Source organism: Paenarthrobacter sp. A20, assembly GCF_024168825.1.
Lineage (GTDB): Bacteria > Actinomycetota > Actinomycetes > Actinomycetales > Micrococcaceae > Arthrobacter.
The window spans coordinates 2,620,957-2,636,421 of sequence record NZ_JALJWH010000001.1; the positions used below are offsets into that span (position 1 = coordinate 2,620,957).

At 64.5% G+C, this 15,465-nt stretch carries 11 protein-coding genes; 9 read left to right on the forward strand and 2 right to left on the reverse strand.

Annotation, left to right across the window (positions count from 1 at the left end; all coding sequences use genetic code 11):
• Nucleotides 1–13: 13 nt before the first annotated feature.
• Nucleotides 14–1,198, forward strand: coding sequence for a Gfo/Idh/MocA family protein (locus J3D46_RS12195; protein WP_231341022.1), 1,185 nt, complete (start codon nt 14–16; stop codon nt 1,196–1,198).
• A gap of 10 nt (nt 1,199–1,208) precedes the next feature.
• On the opposite strand, the gene J3D46_RS12200 is transcribed toward J3D46_RS12195, so the two are convergent.
• Nucleotides 1,209–2,147: a LysR family transcriptional regulator gene (locus J3D46_RS12200; protein WP_231341023.1), complete on the reverse strand. Its 939-nt coding sequence runs from the start codon at nt 2,145–2,147 to the stop codon at nt 1,209–1,211.
• Between the two features lie 107 nt (nt 2,148–2,254).
• On the opposite strand from J3D46_RS12200, the gene tdh reads away from it, so the two are divergent.
• The 4 genes from tdh (at nt 2,255) to hutI (ending at nt 7,050) form a co-directional block, all read left to right on the forward strand.
• On the forward strand, nt 2,255–3,301 hold the full coding sequence (gene tdh / locus J3D46_RS12205; protein ID WP_231341024.1) for an L-threonine 3-dehydrogenase: 1,047 nt from the start codon (nt 2,255–2,257) through the stop codon (nt 3,299–3,301).
• Nucleotides 3,302–3,343: 42 nt separating this feature from the next.
• Entirely contained in the window at nt 3,344–4,537 is a 1,194-nt protein-coding gene (locus J3D46_RS12210; protein WP_231341025.1) for a glycine C-acetyltransferase, read from the forward strand.
• A 162-nt stretch (nt 4,538–4,699) separates the two neighbouring features.
• Nucleotides 4,700–5,797 carry an FAD-binding oxidoreductase gene (locus J3D46_RS12215; RefSeq protein WP_253467456.1) on the forward strand — a complete coding sequence of 366 codons (1,098 nt, stop codon included), beginning with the start codon at nt 4,700–4,702 and terminating at the stop codon, nt 5,795–5,797.
• A gap of 11 nt (nt 5,798–5,808) precedes the next feature.
• Nucleotides 5,809–7,050 carry an imidazolonepropionase gene (gene hutI, locus J3D46_RS12220; RefSeq protein WP_253467459.1) on the forward strand — a complete coding sequence of 414 codons (1,242 nt, stop codon included), beginning with the start codon at nt 5,809–5,811 and terminating at the stop codon, nt 7,048–7,050.
• Between the two features lie 72 nt (nt 7,051–7,122).
• On the opposite strand, the gene J3D46_RS12225 is transcribed toward hutI, so the two are convergent.
• The gene (locus tag J3D46_RS12225; protein WP_253467462.1) at nt 7,123–11,511 is read right to left on the reverse strand and encodes an endo-alpha-N-acetylgalactosaminidase family protein; all 4,389 of its coding nucleotides are present in this window, start codon (nt 11,509–11,511) and stop codon (nt 7,123–7,125) included.
• A gap of 275 nt (nt 11,512–11,786) precedes the next feature.
• Between J3D46_RS12225 and J3D46_RS12230 the strand changes: the two genes are divergently transcribed.
• The 4 genes from J3D46_RS12230 to J3D46_RS12245 are packed head-to-tail and all read left to right on the forward strand — an operon-like array spanning nt 11,787 to nt 15,451.
• Nucleotides 11,787–12,704: an SIS domain-containing protein gene (locus J3D46_RS12230; RefSeq protein WP_231341028.1), complete on the forward strand. Its 918-nt coding sequence runs from the start codon at nt 11,787–11,789 to the stop codon at nt 12,702–12,704.
• Nucleotides 12,705–12,714: 10 nt separating this feature from the next.
• Nucleotides 12,715–13,650 carry an ROK family protein gene (locus J3D46_RS12235; RefSeq protein WP_231341029.1) on the forward strand — a complete coding sequence of 312 codons (936 nt, stop codon included), beginning with the start codon at nt 12,715–12,717 and terminating at the stop codon, nt 13,648–13,650.
• The gene (locus J3D46_RS12240) at nt 13,647–14,615 is read left to right on the forward strand and encodes a 1-phosphofructokinase family hexose kinase (RefSeq protein ID WP_253467465.1); all 969 of its coding nucleotides are present in this window, start codon (nt 13,647–13,649) and stop codon (nt 14,613–14,615) included. The genes J3D46_RS12235 and J3D46_RS12240 overlap by 4 nt, the downstream gene beginning before the upstream one ends.
• A complete protein-coding gene (locus J3D46_RS12245) occupies nt 14,597–15,451 on the forward strand; it encodes a class II fructose-bisphosphate aldolase (protein WP_231341031.1) in 855 nt (284 codons plus the stop codon). The genes J3D46_RS12240 and J3D46_RS12245 overlap by 19 nt, the downstream gene beginning before the upstream one ends.
• Nucleotides 15,452–15,465: the final 14 nt, after the last annotated feature.

Sequence of the window (15,465 nt, forward strand, 5' to 3'; positions counted from 1 at the left end):
GAAAAAGCACACCATGGAAAAGGATTTGAAGGTCGGCATCGTAGGTTTCGGCCTGCGTTCAGGGCTTTGGAAACACGCCCATAAGCCGGGCCAGGGCTCCGAGGTCACCATTGTTTGCGACCTCAGTGAACGAGGCCGGGCGGACGCTGCGGAACGCATTCCTACGGCCCGGGTCACGGACGATCTTGAGGAACTGCTGGCCAGCGGCCTGGACGCCGTCCTGGTCCTGACCCCCGATAACCAGCACGCCGCCGTCGCGGTCCGTACGCTCAAGGCGGGCATCCCCACCTTCTGCGAGAAGCCGCTCGACATCACTGTGGAGGCTGCGGACTTGATCCTTACGACGGCCTACGAAACCGGCACCCGCTTGTACGTCGGCCACAATATGCGGCACATGCCGGTGGTCGTCCAGATGCGCCAGCTCATCGAGGAAGGCCGAATTGGCGATGTCAAGGCCGTGTGGTGCCGCCACTTCGTCGGTCACGGCGGTGACTACTACTTCAAGGACTGGCATGCGCAGCGCGCCAATGTCACCTCGCTGCTGCTCCAAAAAGGTGCGCACGACATCGATGTGATCCACTGGCTTGCCGGTGGCTACACCAAGCGGGTTGCCGCCGTCGGCGATCTTGCTGTCTACGGTGACGTAGCCAACCGCAGCAACAATGCCGGCAAGCGCATGGGGGATTGGTTCTCCATGGACAACTGGCCGCCCACCGAGCAGAAGGACCTGGCGGAGGTGATCGACGTCGAGGATATCTCCATGATGAACATGGTGCTGGACAACGGCGTCCTGGCCTCTTACCAGCAGTGCCACTTCACGCCTGATTACTGGCGCAACTACACGGTGATCGGCACCAAGGGCCGGATCGAGAACCTCGGCGACGGCCCCGGCGAAACCATCAACGTGTGGACCAGCCGGACGTCAGGCTATGCAGTGCCTGACGAGGTCATCACCATCCAGGACGGGGAAGGCGGCCACGGCGGCGCGGATCCCCGCCTGATCGAGGAATTCCTGCGGTTCGCGTCCGTAGGCGGCCAGACCCAGACCAGCCCCATCGCCGCGCGCCAGGCAGTAGTGGCCGGCATCCTCGCAGCCGAATCGCTGCGCGGGGACGGCTCGGCCCGCGAGGTTCCGGAACTCCCTGAGGAGATGGTGGAGTACTTCGACGCCGGCCAGCCCGCCCTGGTCCGCGACTGACCGTCCGCGGTCAGCGGGGGCTGGATAGCTCGATAAGCTCGGTCATGACGGTTTGAAGTGACTCGCAAACCGTCATGACCGATTTCCGTTTAAGTGTCTCCGGCCGGGCCAGGATGTCGATCTTGCGCACCGAATTCACCCCTGACAGCGGACGCAACACCACTCCAGCGTCCAGGACCCTGCGTGCCGTGAACCGCGGCAGGAGCCCGATCGCTCCGCCCGCCGAGACCAGCGCAGCGACAGTGGAGTAGTCGTTGATGCGGTGCAGCACCTCTGCCGGCCGCCCGCTCACGGCAACGACGGCGGCCAGCACATCGGCGGGGGAGTAGCCATCGCGGCTGGTCACCCAGGATTCGCCCACGACGTCGGACGGCTCCAGTTCGTGCCGGGCTGCCAGGGCGTGGCCCGCGGGGAGCGCGATGTCCAGTGGCTCGTCGGCGAGCGGAATCACCGCCACTTTGTCTCCAGGCCACTGCGGGCTGTTGTCCATCCGGTGCGCCAAAACAAGGTCGTACCGGGCAGCCAACCCCGGGAAATCCTCCTGTGCCACGTCCTCATCGGAGAGTCGCAGCCGAGGCGACTTCCCGTCGTCGGACGACTTTCCGCTGGCCAGCAGGGCCGCCAGCGGCGCGAACAGCGCCTGGCCGGCACTGTGGAATGCGCTCACACTCACCGGCGCATCGGGAGCGTCGTGGTAGGCACCGATTGCTGCCCGTGCATCCGCCATGGCGTTCACGACGGCGGCACCGGCCTCGGCGAGCACGCGGCCTGCGTCGGTCAGCACCAAAGCCCTGCCCTCTTTGCGCGTCAACGGGACGTCCACCGACTTCTGCAGCAGGGCGAGCTGTTGGGAAACGGCCGAGGGTGTGACCATGAGTGTCTCTGCCACGGCCTTCACGCTGCCAAGGTCGCCGAGTTCCCGGAGCATCTGCAGCTGGTGAATTTCCATTAGCAAATACTAAATCGTTGATTGAGAAGAATCTAGTTGTGCTAAATCGTCGGCGGGGATTCAATGGACTCAGCAGCAGCGAAGCAGCCCCAGCAGTGAGGAATTCCATGAAGGCTCTCTACAAATCCGGACCGCACGCAGGGTTCGAACTCGTCGACCGTCCCGAGCCCGAAGCGGGCCCCAGCGACGTGAAGATCCGTGTGATGACCACCGGCATCTGCGGTACCGACCTCCACATCCAAAGCTGGGATGCCTGGGCCCAGGGCATCATCGAAACGCCACTCATCGCAGGCCACGAGTTCTACGGCGAAGTAGTGGAAATCGGCGAGGACGTCCGCGACGTCAAGGTGGGGGACCGGGTCTCCGGCGAAGGCCACGTGGTCTGCGGCATCTGCCGTAACTGCCGCGCCGGTCGCCGCCAGATGTGCATCCACACGGTCTCCGTCGGCGTGCAGCGCGATGGCGCCTTTGCCGAGTACGTCGTCATCCCCGAAACCAACGTCTGGGTCCACCATGATGAATCCGTCACGCCGGAACTCGGCGCTATCTTCGATCCCTTCGGCAACGCCGTCCACACCGCACTGAGCTTCCCGCTGGTCGGCGAAGACGTGCTCATTACGGGTGCCGGCCCCATCGGACTTATGGCAATCGCCGTCGCCCGCCACGCCGGTGCCCGCAAGATCGCCATCACTGACGTCTCCGCGCCGCGGCTGGAACTTGCCCGCCAGATGGGTGTGGACCTTGCCGTGGACGTCTCCAAAATGCGCGTTCGCGAGGCACAGCAGGAACTGGGCATGCGCGAAGGCTTCGACATCGGTTTGGAAATGTCCGGACACCCCACGGCACTCCCTGAGATGATCGACAACATGAACCACGGCGGCCGCATCGCCATGCTCGGCCTTCCCAGCCAGTCCATCGACATCGACTGGGGCAAAGTCGTGACCCACATGCTCACGCTCAAGGGCATCTACGGCCGCGAGATGTTCGAAACCTGGTACGCCATGAGCGCCATGCTGTCCTCCAACCCCGTGCTGCACCGCAGCATCTCCGCCGTCGTCACCGACAAGCTGTCCGCAAAGGATTGGGAAAAGGGCTTCGAAATCGCCCGCAACGGTACAGGCGGCAAAGTGGTCCTCGACTGGACCGAACTGTAAGACCTGACTGCAACCGGATACCCCCAAAACCTAGGAGCACCCATGTATTCAGCCATCAAAGACCAACTGCAGGGCGAACTCGACGAGATCCGCAGCGCCGGTCTCTTCAAGACCGAACGGCACATCGACTCCCCGCAGGCCAGCCACATCGCCGCCGGCCAGCTCGGCCAGCCCGCCAACAAGGTCCTGAACTTCTGCGCCAACAACTACCTTGGCCTGGCCGACCACCCGGACATCATCGCCGCAGCAAAGTCCGCCATGGACGAGCGCGGCTTCGGCATGGCGTCCGTTCGTTTCATCTGCGGAACCCAGGACCTGCACCTGGAACTGGAGACCCGTGTCTCCGCGTTCCTGGGCACCGAGGACACCATCCTGTTCTCCAGCTGCTTCGACGCCAACGGCGGCGTGTTCGAGTCCCTCTTCGGCCCCGAAGACGCCATCATCTCGGACTCCCTGAACCACGCGTCCATCATTGACGGCATCCGCCTGAGCAAGGCCAAGCGCTTCCGCTACGCCAACCAGGACATGGCAGACCTTGAGGCCAAGCTGGTTGAAGCAGAAGGCTCCCGCCGGAAGATCATCGTCACGGACGGCGTGTTCTCCATGGACGGCTACCTCGCGCCGCTCGAGGCCATCTGCGACCTCGCCGAGAAACACGACGCTTTGGTGATGGTGGACGACTCCCACGCCGTTGGATTCATGGGACCCACGGGTGCCGGCACGCCTGAGCACGCCGGTGTTTCCGAGCGCGTGGACATCTACACGGGGACCTTCGGCAAGGCCCTCGGCGGCGCGTCGGGCGGCTACGTTTCCGGTCGCGGCGAGATCGTTGCGATGCTTCGCCAGAAGGCCCGCCCCTACCTGTTCTCCAACTCGCTCGCCCCGGCCATCGTTGCGGCCACCATCAAGGCAATCGAGCTGGTCCAGGAATCCGGCGAACTCCGTACCCGCCTGTTCGAGAACGCAGCGCTGTTCCGTCGCCGGATGAGCGAGGAAGGCTTCGAGCTCCTCGACGGCGAACACGCCATCATCCCGGTCATGTTCGGTGATGCCGTGGTTGCCGCGAAGGTTGCCGACGAGATGCTCAACAACGGCGTTTTCGTCACCGCTTTCAGCTTCCCGGTGGTCCCGAAGGGCGTGGCCCGCATCCGCGTACAGCTTTCCGCAGCCCACAGCGCGGACGACGTCGAAGCGTGCGTTCAGGCGTTCGTCAGGAGTCGCGCCGCGGTCGCCTGACCCCCTCTCACCTCCGGTGGGTTCCCGCCTGATGCTCTCTCACTCCCTTGGAGCAAGTGAGAGAGCATTTGGGTTTAAGGGCTGTTAGGTGAGAGATGGTCGGTGGGTGGCAAGGGTTGGAGGGCTGTCGCCGCGGCCGCGTCGGTCTGACAGGATGGAGCCATGGCTTCGAATTATGACGTGGTAATCGTTGGCGGCGGCATCGGGGGACTGTCGTTGGCGGCGGCTCTGGCGGGTAAGTGCACTGTTGCGCTTGTTGAGGCTGAGCAGTCCCTGGCCTTCCACACTTCGTCGCGTTCCGCGCGGCAACTCATCCCCAGCTACGGCCCAGCGGTGGTCCAGGAGCTGACCATCCGGACACTGGAGATGTTGGCGGAGAGGGATGCCCAGGCGGCGGAGCCGATCCTGACGCCTCGCGGGTTCATGCTGGTGGGGGACCAGGAGACTGTTCGCGCCGAAGCCAGCGGCAATATGCACCCCATCACCCACCAAGAGGCCATGCAGCTCTGCCCTGCGCTGAATCCAGATTCCTTCACCGCCGCAGGGCTGGATAACGGCTCCTTCGGCTGCAACGCCCCGCTGTTGCTCGAGGAACACCGCCGGACCGCCGAAGCTGCGGGCGTGGATATCATCACCGGCGCCAAGGTCCATTCGGCCCAGCGGCTGGGGAGTGGCTGGCAGGTGGGCGCGGGAACAGAAGGCTTCCAGTCCGGCGTCGTTGTCAACGCTGCCGGTGCGTGGGCGGATGAGTTGGCCGTTATCAGCGGCGTGGAGAAGCTCGGACTCCAGCCTTACCGCCGGACCGCAGCGATCGTGAACGTGGAGAACCCGTTGACGCCTGAAACACCCATGGTCTGTGCTGCCGACGACACGTTCTATTTCCGCGCCGAGGGCAACCAGGTACTGATCTCGCCGTCGGAAACCGTGCCCAGCGGAGCCGAGGACGCCAAGCCTTACCCAGGTGACGTTGAGGCGCTGATCAGCAAACTCAACGGTGTAACGTCGCTGGGCATCCGCTCCGTGGACCGTGCGTGGACAGGCCTGCGGACCGAAGCCGCGGACGGCATCCCCGTGGTGGGATTCGACGCCGAAGCGCCCGGCTTCTTCTGGTTGGCCGGACAGGGTGGCTACGGGTTCCAGACGTCCTCGGCCATCGCCGAACTTGCAGCCTCCCTGATCCTCGACCACGTCGCGGCAGACAGTCCGGAATCCCGGACAGCGGAGCAGCTCGCGGCAGTACGCTGGTCCATCCGGCGCTGAACAATAGGGTCATGAGCGGAATCACGAACGGGAACAGCGGCACCACCACTGTCATCACCAACATCGGCGAGTTGATGACCCAGGACCTCGAGCATCGAGTCCTCAGGGACGCGGCGATCGTGATCGAAGGTGAGCGCATCGCCTGGATCGGCCCCGCCAAGGACGCCCCTGCCGCTGACGCGGAAATCGACGCGGAGGGCCGTGCCGTCCTGCCCGGTTGGGTTGATTCGCACTCGCACCTCGTTTTCGCCGGCGACCGCACGGCCGAGTTCGAGGCCCGCATGGCCGGTGAAAGCTACAGCGCCGGCGGAATCGCAGTCACCACGGGAGCCACACGCAGCGTCAGCGACGACGAACTAACCCGCCTCGTGCGGGACCGCGTGGCTGAAGCGGTCTCGCAAGGAACCACATACCTGGAGAGCAAAACCGGCTACGGCCTCGACGTCGCGAATGAGGCCCGCAGCGCCCGCATCGCCGCGGCCGAAGTGGACGAGGTCACCTACCTCGGCGCGCACTTGGTCCCGAAAGGCTCCGATCCGGAGGAATACACGGACCTGGTCTGCGGCCGAATGCTCGACGCCGTCCTGCCGTACGTCCGCTGGGCCGACGTCTTCTGCGAACGGGGCGCGTTCACGGAAGACCAGTCGCGTCGCGTCCTGACGGCGGCCCGCAACGCCGGGCTCGGCCTGCGGGTCCATGGAAACCAACTGGGCGAGGGGCCCGGCGTAGCATTGGCCGTCGAGTTCGCGGCCGCCAGCGTGGACCACGTCAACTATCTCTCGGACAAGGACATCGCCTCGCTCGCAGGAACCTGGGCGGGCTGGGACCCGGCAACGGGCGCCGGCACAAGGGGAACCGTGGCAACCTGCCTTCCCGCCTGTGACCTCTCCACTCGCCAGCCCCTCGCGCCTGGCCGTGAATTGCTCGACGCCGGCGTGCAGGTAGCGCTGGCGGCCAACTGCAACCCTGGCACCTCGTACACCAGCTCCATGGCCTTCTGCGTGACCACGGCCGTCCTCCAGATGCACCTGAGCGTCCATGAGGCCGTCCGCGCAGCAACGTACGGCGGCGCCTTGGCGTTGGGCAGGGAGTCCGGGAACGACGTCGACGGCGAAAGGGCGGTGGGTTCGCTCGCCGTCGGGCATCGCGCAGACCTGCACATGCTGAAGGCGCCGTCGGCCACCCACCTGGCCTACCGTCCCGGGATCCCGCTGACACACTCGGTATGGCGGGCGGGCGCTCGGGCCGTCTGATTAAGGCAACGCGGGGTCACTTATGGCCCCTTCCGAGGTTACGGATGGGCTATAAGTGACCCCGCGTTGGGCTTACGCGCAGCTGAACTTCGCGTCGGCCCAATCACCCCAGTCGTCGCCGGCGTCGTCACCGTTCTTGTCGGCGATCAGCTCGACGTTCTGGACACCTGTGATGTCCACGTTGAGGGGAAGTGCTGCCGAATCGGCACTGAGAACGGGAGTCCTCAGCAGTTCGCGCCCATCGCCCTTGACGATAAAGACCACGGATCCGTGCAGGCCCTTGTTCAGCTTGGCGTCGTCCACTCCCACCACGGCGGTGAAGGCGTTGCACTTGGCTTCCGTTGCGATGCTGATCTTCGAGTCGGCGTGGACGCCGATGCCCTTCGGATAGACGACGCCGTCAAGCCGTAACGCGGGTCCGTCACCGGCGTTCTGCTCACCGTTGGCGCGGTCGCGTTCCGCAGGTCCCCAACCGTTGGTGCTGCCGATCCACGGCAGGTCGGAGGCGAACACAGTGCCCGTCAGGGCGGGCGCCGGCGGCTCCTGCGACGTCGAGGAACAGGTGAACTTGGCGTCGGCCCAGTCCGCGTGGTCGTTGCCGTTGGAGTCGCCGGCGTCGTTGGCCACCAGCTCCACGTACTGTGCTCCGGTGACGTCCACGGTCAGCGGCAGGGGAGCGCTGGTGGCGCCCAGGACAGGGGTGGTGACCTTGGTGGCGCCATCTGCCACAACGGAGAACTTCACGCTGCCCCGCGTCGGCTGGGCGTCGTCAATACCTACCGTTGCCGTAAAGGCAGTGCAGTAGCCGCCGAGGTAGTAGCGGACATTGCCGTTGGCGTGGGCACCCAAACCCTTGGCATAGACCGTGCCGTTCAGGGTGAGGGGTGTGCCGTCGCCCGTTCCCGTCCCGCCATTGGACTGGTCCTTCTCAACGGGCCCCCAGCCGTTCGTGGCGCTGACCCACGGGTGGTCGCTGGCGAACACGGTGGCCTGCGGTGGCTTGGGCAGCGTCCGGACGGTGGACGTCGTGCTGATGGTGCGGCCGCCTGCAGGCTCTGTTGTGGTGGTGTATTTGGCCGAGGCAGTGATGGGGTAGTCGCCATCGGCCGAAGCGGGCGCGGTGATCTTCCACGTGGTGGTCAGGGTGCCCCCGGCCGGCAGGGTCGCGGCCGTTGCAGGCGTGGAAGGGGTTGCCGTCCAGCCCTCAGGAAGTTCGAGCGCAACGGCGAGGCCGCTGATGGCCGCCGGTTCGTCCGAGACGAACGTGGTGACGAAGTCCTGCGCTTTGCCCTGCTGGACCACATCGCCTTGAAGCGCAGCCGAGAGTTGGGCGCAGGCCGGGACGGCGCCCGAGGCGCCGAGGTCCTCCACCAGGAAGTTGTCCAGGGTGAAGTCCGAACCATTCGAGCTGCCGGTTCGCTGCAGCCCCACAAAGTAGTCTCCGCAGAAGCCGGTATCGAGGATCTGCTCAAAACGGGCGGTGGTGGTTTTCGCATCGATGGCTTGGCTGCCCGTCACTGCGGGACCTGCCTGCGAGTCATAAGCGGAAACCCAGGCGTATTGCCCGGCCTTGGAGTTCTGGTAGTCGAAGGACACCTTGTACTTGTGGCCCGCCTGGAACGGTACGGTCGCCTCGGTGGTGCGGTAGACCATGCCCGGTCCACCGTTGGGGGCGAGGTTTTCATCGTGGGCGATCAGCGACCAGGTGCCGTCCAGCACTTCGTCGATCACGTTGGCATCCCAGCCCTTTTGGGTGAAGGGTTCGTTGCGCTCGGTGATGTGCGTGCGCGGGTCCGTGGAGCCGCCGGCGTCGCCTTTCACGAACGGTCCCCAGCCCTGGTCCACGTCCTCGAAGTCCTCGCTCAACACGCCGGTGGTTGCCACCCGGCTGGTCTTGACCGCCCGGAAGTCATCGACGCGCACGGTGGCATCGCCGTCGGCCGCTTGGACGGAAACGGTGGCCTTGGTGTTGTTCCGTGGCACGTCCACCAGCACCCGTACGCGCTGGAAAGCCGTGCCATGCTTTTCGTCGCCTGCCACGTAGTTTTCGGCGTTGGACGAATCGATGGTGACGCTTTCGGTCTTGCCGTTGATGGTGACGGAGAGCGTGGTGGGACGGGTCTTGCCGGGTTGGATTTCCACCCAGGCGCTGACGGATTGGGTTCCGGCGTCCAGCTTTACTTCCTGGCTGATCGACGACGGCGTTGCCCCCATCTCAGCGTAGCGGCGGCCTTTGTCGTCGCGGACCTGGGTGACGTTGCCTGTGGGGGTCCACGGGGAGAGATCGGCACCGTTGAAGCCGGGATCGTTGAATGCAGTTCCTTTACCGAAGTCGGCCTTCTTGGGCAGATCGGCCTTGTTGTTCTTCGGGGCAAGGACATACGGCTGCTTGGCGTCGGCCGTGACGGTGACCTGCCCGTTGACCACAGGCACATCGGCCACCTTGACGCGGCCGTTGTCGGTCAGCTTGAACAGTTCAAGCGAGCCGGACGTGGCGAACTCCTTGGTGAGGGTCCACGTGCTGGCACCCCCGGCCGGGTTGTAGTGGTAGAGCTTGTCGGCCTTGCCGTTCTCCTTGGAGGACCACGGCAGCAGGTACGTTCCACCCTGCAGTACGGAGGTTCCACCCACCGTGATGTTGCGTTCCTCGGCGGTGTTTCCGGTGACGGCCAAGCCATCGGCGAGGTCGATGCGGTCGGCCGTCCACTTGGTGATCTGGTGGTGCTGCAGGAACTTGGCGGGCACGTTGGCCGTCCAGACGTTCTCGCTGAAGGCGTTGAAGTCGTTCTGGCCAGTCCAGCCTTCGAACTCCACAATGTGGCTCACGCCAAGCTTGGGATCGGGGTTCCAGACGTCCGACTGGGTGTTGTTGATGAAGCGCAGGATCTGGGAGTTGATGCCCTTGTTGGTGGATCCACCGTACTTTTCGTCGTTGGCCCAGTGGGACCAGGTGTTGTTCCGGGAAAGGTGGTCCGCCCATTCCGAGCCGACCCGGAAGCCGTTCTTGACGAGTTCCTGTTGCAGCCGCTCGGCCAGCCAGCCGAATTCGTAGTAAACGTCCACGTAGACGAAGTCCAGGTTCTTGTCCGTGGCTTCGCGCAGTTCCTTGATGCGCTGGGCGAGCTTGCCCGAGTTGATGTCCTCGCGCTGGTTCATGTAGTAGGACTGGTCCAGCCAATTCCAGCCCAGGCCTTTGTCGGCGCGCAGCAGGTCCTCGCTGAAGGACTTGGCTTCAGGGTAGATCTCGGTGGCATTGATGTGGACGCCGAAACTGGCGTTCCAGTCTTTGCCTTCCTTGACCAGCTTGTTGAGGTCCTCGAGGCCACCGGCCCGGGTGTTGAAGTTGTTGCCATAGTCCGTGTTCGCCGAGTCGTGGCCCTCGCTGGTGTAGCCCTTGAGCATGGCCACCTGACCCAGGCCGTCGGTGGCCAGGGAGATGCGTTTGACGTCGTCCAGGGTGCGCAGGAACGGGTGGGTTGCCTGGGAGGCAAAGTTGAACGGGATGTGGGTGATCACGTTGTCCGGTGTCTGTTCGCCCTTGTTGGCGCTGACCTGGATGGACCTCATGGCGATCGCCGCATCCTGCCAGTCCACGCCGCCGTCGGCATTCGCGTCGGGGGTGATGGCGACGCGGGTCCATGGAAGTTCCTCGGTGGCGTCGGAGCCCTCAGTGCGATACAGCCACTGACCGCTGGCGAGACCCATGGTGACTCCGCCGGCACCGTCGCTGACGGCTTGGCGCCAGAAGCGGCCGCGGTCCTTCGCGCCCGGCCCGGAGGACGTGTCATACAGGGCGTTGGATTCAACTGCGGCACCCAAGGTCCCGGTGTTGGCCAGTGCGTAGGCGGAGCTCTTGGCAGCGGCATCCAGGGGAGTGGACGCGGTGATCGGTGTGAACTCGTCGCCCGTAACACTCCGGTCCACGGAAAGGTTGGCGGTGGATATCTGGGCTCCGGGCTGGGTGGAGCCCACGGTCACCAGGTTCAGCCGGGGGAGTTGAAGCGTCTTCACCTGGTGCTCGGTGGAGTCCTTGATCTCCGTGACATTAAACGAGACCACGTTCTTTTTCACTGAGAGCCGCGCTTTGATCACGGTGTTGCCGAATTCGGGCACGGTCAGGACGTAGTCCCTCGCGTCCTTTCCGGAAGCGGTGGACGTTCCGGTGACCGTGTACTCCACGGCGTTGATGGTGATGGTGTTGAGCCGCGTTGTGGTGCCGTCGAGGCGTGCTTTGGAAGCTGTATGGGTATACCCGAGGACCTGCGGGAACGTGGTGGCCACATCCACCCTGAGTTGGCCGGACGTGAGGGTCGTTGAATCGGCGGCGCTGACGATCTCCGTGGGTTGGGTGGATGGGGCTGCGGTGGCGGGTTGAATAGCCAGCAGACCCAGCGAGGATGAGGCGACGACGCAGGCCAAACTTAGTGAGGCGAGGCGTCTGGGGGAGGACAAGCCGGGCATTATGCTCCTTCTTGATTTTTCCGAGCTAGTAACAATCATGTTCTTGCGGACCCGTCTAAGACTGCTGCATGGGACAGAAGTTGACAAGAGTTAACAGTCACTTAACTTAAAAGCACATGTCGGCACACGCTTTCCATGGTTATGCGACCAGCTCAGCCACCCGCAGTTAATGAGCGGTCTTCGCATGCGGATGATCCTTGTGAGATCGAAAATGATCGTTTAGTGTTTCTATAGATCAGAAAACGTCATTAAGCTGAGCGGGAGCGAAACAAACGATGAGCGAGAACACACTGGGTGCCTTCATGGACGAAGAGCTGGCCTCCCAGCCCGAAGTCTGGCAGCGCGCCGTCGAGCAAGCACGTTCCGAGCAACTGCTTCCCGCCGATGGCAAGCGCATCGCCGTCATCGGCTGCGGGACGTCCTGGTTCATGGCGCAGAGCTACGCTGCAGCCCGCGAATCCGCGGGTAAGGGCGTCACGGACGCGTTCGCGGCGTCCGAGGCTTTCCTGAACAACAACAGTGCCGATCGCCAGTACGACGCCGTTGTGGCCATTACGCGGTCAGGAACCACCACTGAGGTTCTTGAGATCCTGGCTGAGCTTCAGGGGATCGTCCCCACGGTGGCGATCATCGGCGACACCTCCTCGCCGATCGTCCCGTTGGCAGACGCCGTGATTGGACTGCCCTACGCGGATGAGCGTTCCGTGGTGCAGACCCGCTTCGCCACCACGGCATTGGTCTACATGCTGACCAGTCTCGGAATCGATGTGCAGCAAGCAATCGAGGACGCCCGGGACGCCGTCAGCGCTCCGGTCTCCCAGGAACTGCTGGACGCCGAACAATTCACTTTCCTGGGCACCGGCTGGACGGTGGGCCTGGCTCACGAGGCCGGCCTGAAAATGCGCGAGGCCGTCCAGGGCTGGACCGAGTCCTACCCCGCGATGGAGTACCGCCACGGTCCCATTTCCATTGCTGCACCTGGCCGCGTCACCTGGTTGTTCGGAACCCAGCCTGAAGGCTTGGACAACGACATGGCAGTCACCGGCGCCCTCTACATCCACACGGACAAGCATCCGCTGGCTGAACTGGCACGGGTCCACAAGGTAACCCTGGAGCGTGCGCGCGTCCGCGGACTGAATCCGGACCTGCCCCGCAACCTGACGCGTTCCGTCATTCTCGACGCCTCCGCCTAGGCACCCGATCATGGTTCTCGGAGCCGCAGAATCACCTGTCCTTTCATTCGACGTTGGCGGGACGGACATCAAAGCTGGTCTGGTGGATGCCCGGGGGACCGTTCTGGGCATGCGCCGGGTCCCCACGCCGTTGGATTCGGCGAGGCCGGGCGAGGCGGTCCTCGACCGGCTCGCCGAGCTTGCTGCGGAGTTGGCGTCCGAGTTCCCGGGCTCACCGGCCCGCGCCGCCGGCATCATCGTTCCGGGCATCGTGGACTCTGCTGCCGGAGTTGGCGTCTACTCCGCCAACCTGGGATGGCGTGATTTCCCGTTCACTGCCGAGGCCGAGAAGCGCCTGGGAATCCCGGTGGCGTTCGATCACGATGTCCGCTCCGCTGCTGCGGTGGAACACAGCATTGGTGGCTCGAAAGAGTTCAACGACGTCGTGGTGATGGTGGTGGGAACTGGAATCGCAGCGGCAGTGTTCTCAGGTGGGAAGGCTGTCACAGCGGGCGGTTTCGCCGGCGAGCTCGGCCATGCCCAGGTGCCGGACCCTGATGCCGCCGCCGGAACCGCCAACTCCACCATCCTGGAAGCCGTAGGTTCCGCCGGGGCCATCGCCAAGCGCTATCACCGGGCGTCGGGGAACAGGGTGAATGGCGCCCGTGGCGTCCTGCTCAGGGCAAATTCGGGCGACGAACTGGCAGCCCGTATCTGGGCTGATGCCGTGGATGCCCTCGCTTTCACCATCTGCCAGTGCGTCAACATCATCGGTACCGAGGCAGTGGTTATCGGCGGAGGCCTGGCTGAAGCCGGGGATGAACTCCTGGAGCCCCTCCGCGTCCGGGTGGACCAGATCCTCGATTTCCAGCGGCGTCCCCAACTCATCCGTGCTGAGCTGGGTCAAGATGCAGGCTTGCTCGGTGCGGCCTTGAATGCCAGGGCACTCTTGGGAGGCACCCAGTGAAACGCGCTGCTGTGAACCGCATCATTACCGTCACGCCCAACCCGGCCATTGACATGACCTACACCGTGCAGGGGATCACCGAGGGCGCCAGCCACCGCGTCCCCACGCCCTTGAGCCGGGCGGGCGGCAAAGGGATCAATGTAGCCCGCGTTACGCACCAGCTCGGCTACCCCGTCCTTGCCATTGCACCCACGGGTGGGGCGGCGGGCCAAACCCTCGCTGCTGAACTCTGGACGAGTGGAGTGCCGCACACCCTGGTGGGGGTCGCCGCCGAGACCCGCCGCAGCATCGCACTCGTCGATACCATCGCGGGGGAGACGTCCATCTTCAATGAGGAGGGCCAAGCCCTGCTGCCGGATGACTGGCGATCGCTCCGGATTGCGGTGGTTGAGGCCGTGAGCGGAAACCGCAACCTGCCGGCCTCCGTCCTGGTCGGTTCCGGAAGCCTGCCCCCTGGCGCCCCCGCGGACTTCTATCCGGAACTGGTCCGGTTGGCCCACGACGCCGGCATCCCCGCCATCATCGACACTTCCGGTCCCGGAATCATCGCGGCAGCAAAAGCTGGAGCCGACGTCCTCAAGCCCAACCACCACGAACTCGCAGAGGCCACCGGGGAGTCCAGCCTTGAAGCGGCGGCCCTCTCACTGATCGACATGGGTGCCCGCACCGTGCTTGTCAGTGCAGGTGCGGACGGGATGCTCGCCTTCGACCACGCAGCCCCTGGTGGTTACTGGAGCGCCCGCTTGCCCGAGGCGCTCAGCGGCAACCCCACAGGAGCGGGCGACGCCGGTGTGGCGGCTGCCGCCGTCGCACTCGCCGAAGGCATTACCGAACCCCGCGAAATACTTCGCCGTGCCACCGCTTGGTCGGCCGCGGCCGTACTCATGCCCGCGGCGGGCGAAATCTCGCCGCGGTACCAGGAACTTCAAGACCAACTGATCGTGACATGGAAGGAGACCCGGTGACCCTGGTCAACACGCGGGAACTCATGGACAGGGCCGCCGCCTCCGGCACGGGCCAAGGCGCGTTTAACATCATCCACATCGAAACGGCCGAAGGGCTGGTGGCTGGAGCCGAAGCGGCCGGTGTTCCGCTGATTCTGCAGATCTCCGAGAACTGCGCCAAATACCATGGCGGGCTCGAGCCCATCGCCTCAGCCGCACTGGCGATCGCCCGTTCGGCCGCTGTGCCCGTTTCGCTTCACCTGGACCACGCCGAGTCCGAAGACCTGGCGCTCGCCGCAGTGGATCTCGGGTTCGGTTCGGTCATGTACGACGGCGCGCATCTTCCCTACGAATGGAACGTCGAAGTCACCCAGCGCGTAGCCAAGTACGCCCACGAGCGTGGTGTCTATGTGGAGGCCGAACTGGGAAAGGTGGGAGGCAAGGACGGCGCCCACGCCCCGGGCGTCCGGACGGACCCCGCCGAGGCCAAGGCATTCGTTGAGGCAACAGGAGTGGACGCGCTGGCTGTGGCTGTGGGTTCATCCCACGCCATGACCGAGCGAAGCGCCGCTCTGGACCTGCACTTGATCACACGGCTGAAGTCCGCCGTCGGAAAACCGCTGGTCCTTCACGGCTCCTCAGGCGTCACAGACGAGGTGCTCGTAGCCGCTATCGGCGCGGGTATGACTAAAATCAACGTATCCACACATTTGAACGGGTTCTTCACCCGCGCCGTCCGTGAGTACCTCGATGCCAACCCTGCAGTGGTAGATTCCCGGAAGTATATCAAGGCCGGCCGGGAAGCCCTGGTGCTGGAGTCCGCACGTATGCTGACGCTGTTCGCCAAAGCGAAATAGCAGGAACCCGCGAA

Excerpts from the sequence above, each read along its gene's own strand:
- J3D46_RS12195 (WP_231341022.1), top strand. The coding sequence starts at position 14 with ATGGAAAAGGATTTGAAGGTCGGCATCGTAGGTTTCGGCCTGCGTTCA.
- J3D46_RS12200 (WP_231341023.1), bottom strand. The coding sequence starts at position 2,147 with ATGGAAATTCACCAGCTGCAGATGCTCCGGGAACTCGGCGACCTTGGC.
- tdh (WP_231341024.1), top strand. The coding sequence starts at position 2,255 with ATGAAGGCTCTCTACAAATCCGGACCGCACGCAGGGTTCGAACTCGTC.
- J3D46_RS12210 (WP_231341025.1), top strand. The coding sequence starts at position 3,344 with ATGTATTCAGCCATCAAAGACCAACTGCAGGGCGAACTCGACGAGATC.
- J3D46_RS12215 (WP_253467456.1), top strand. The coding sequence starts at position 4,700 with ATGGCTTCGAATTATGACGTGGTAATCGTTGGCGGCGGCATCGGGGGA.
- hutI (WP_253467459.1), top strand. The coding sequence starts at position 5,809 with ATGAGCGGAATCACGAACGGGAACAGCGGCACCACCACTGTCATCACC.
- J3D46_RS12225 (WP_253467462.1), bottom strand. The coding sequence starts at position 11,511 with ATGCCCGGCTTGTCCTCCCCCAGACGCCTCGCCTCACTAAGTTTGGCC.
- J3D46_RS12230 (WP_231341028.1), top strand. The coding sequence starts at position 11,787 with ATGAGCGAGAACACACTGGGTGCCTTCATGGACGAAGAGCTGGCCTCC.
- J3D46_RS12235 (WP_231341029.1), top strand. The coding sequence starts at position 12,715 with ATGGTTCTCGGAGCCGCAGAATCACCTGTCCTTTCATTCGACGTTGGC.
- J3D46_RS12245 (WP_231341031.1), top strand. The coding sequence starts at position 14,597 with ATGGAAGGAGACCCGGTGACCCTGGTCAACACGCGGGAACTCATGGAC.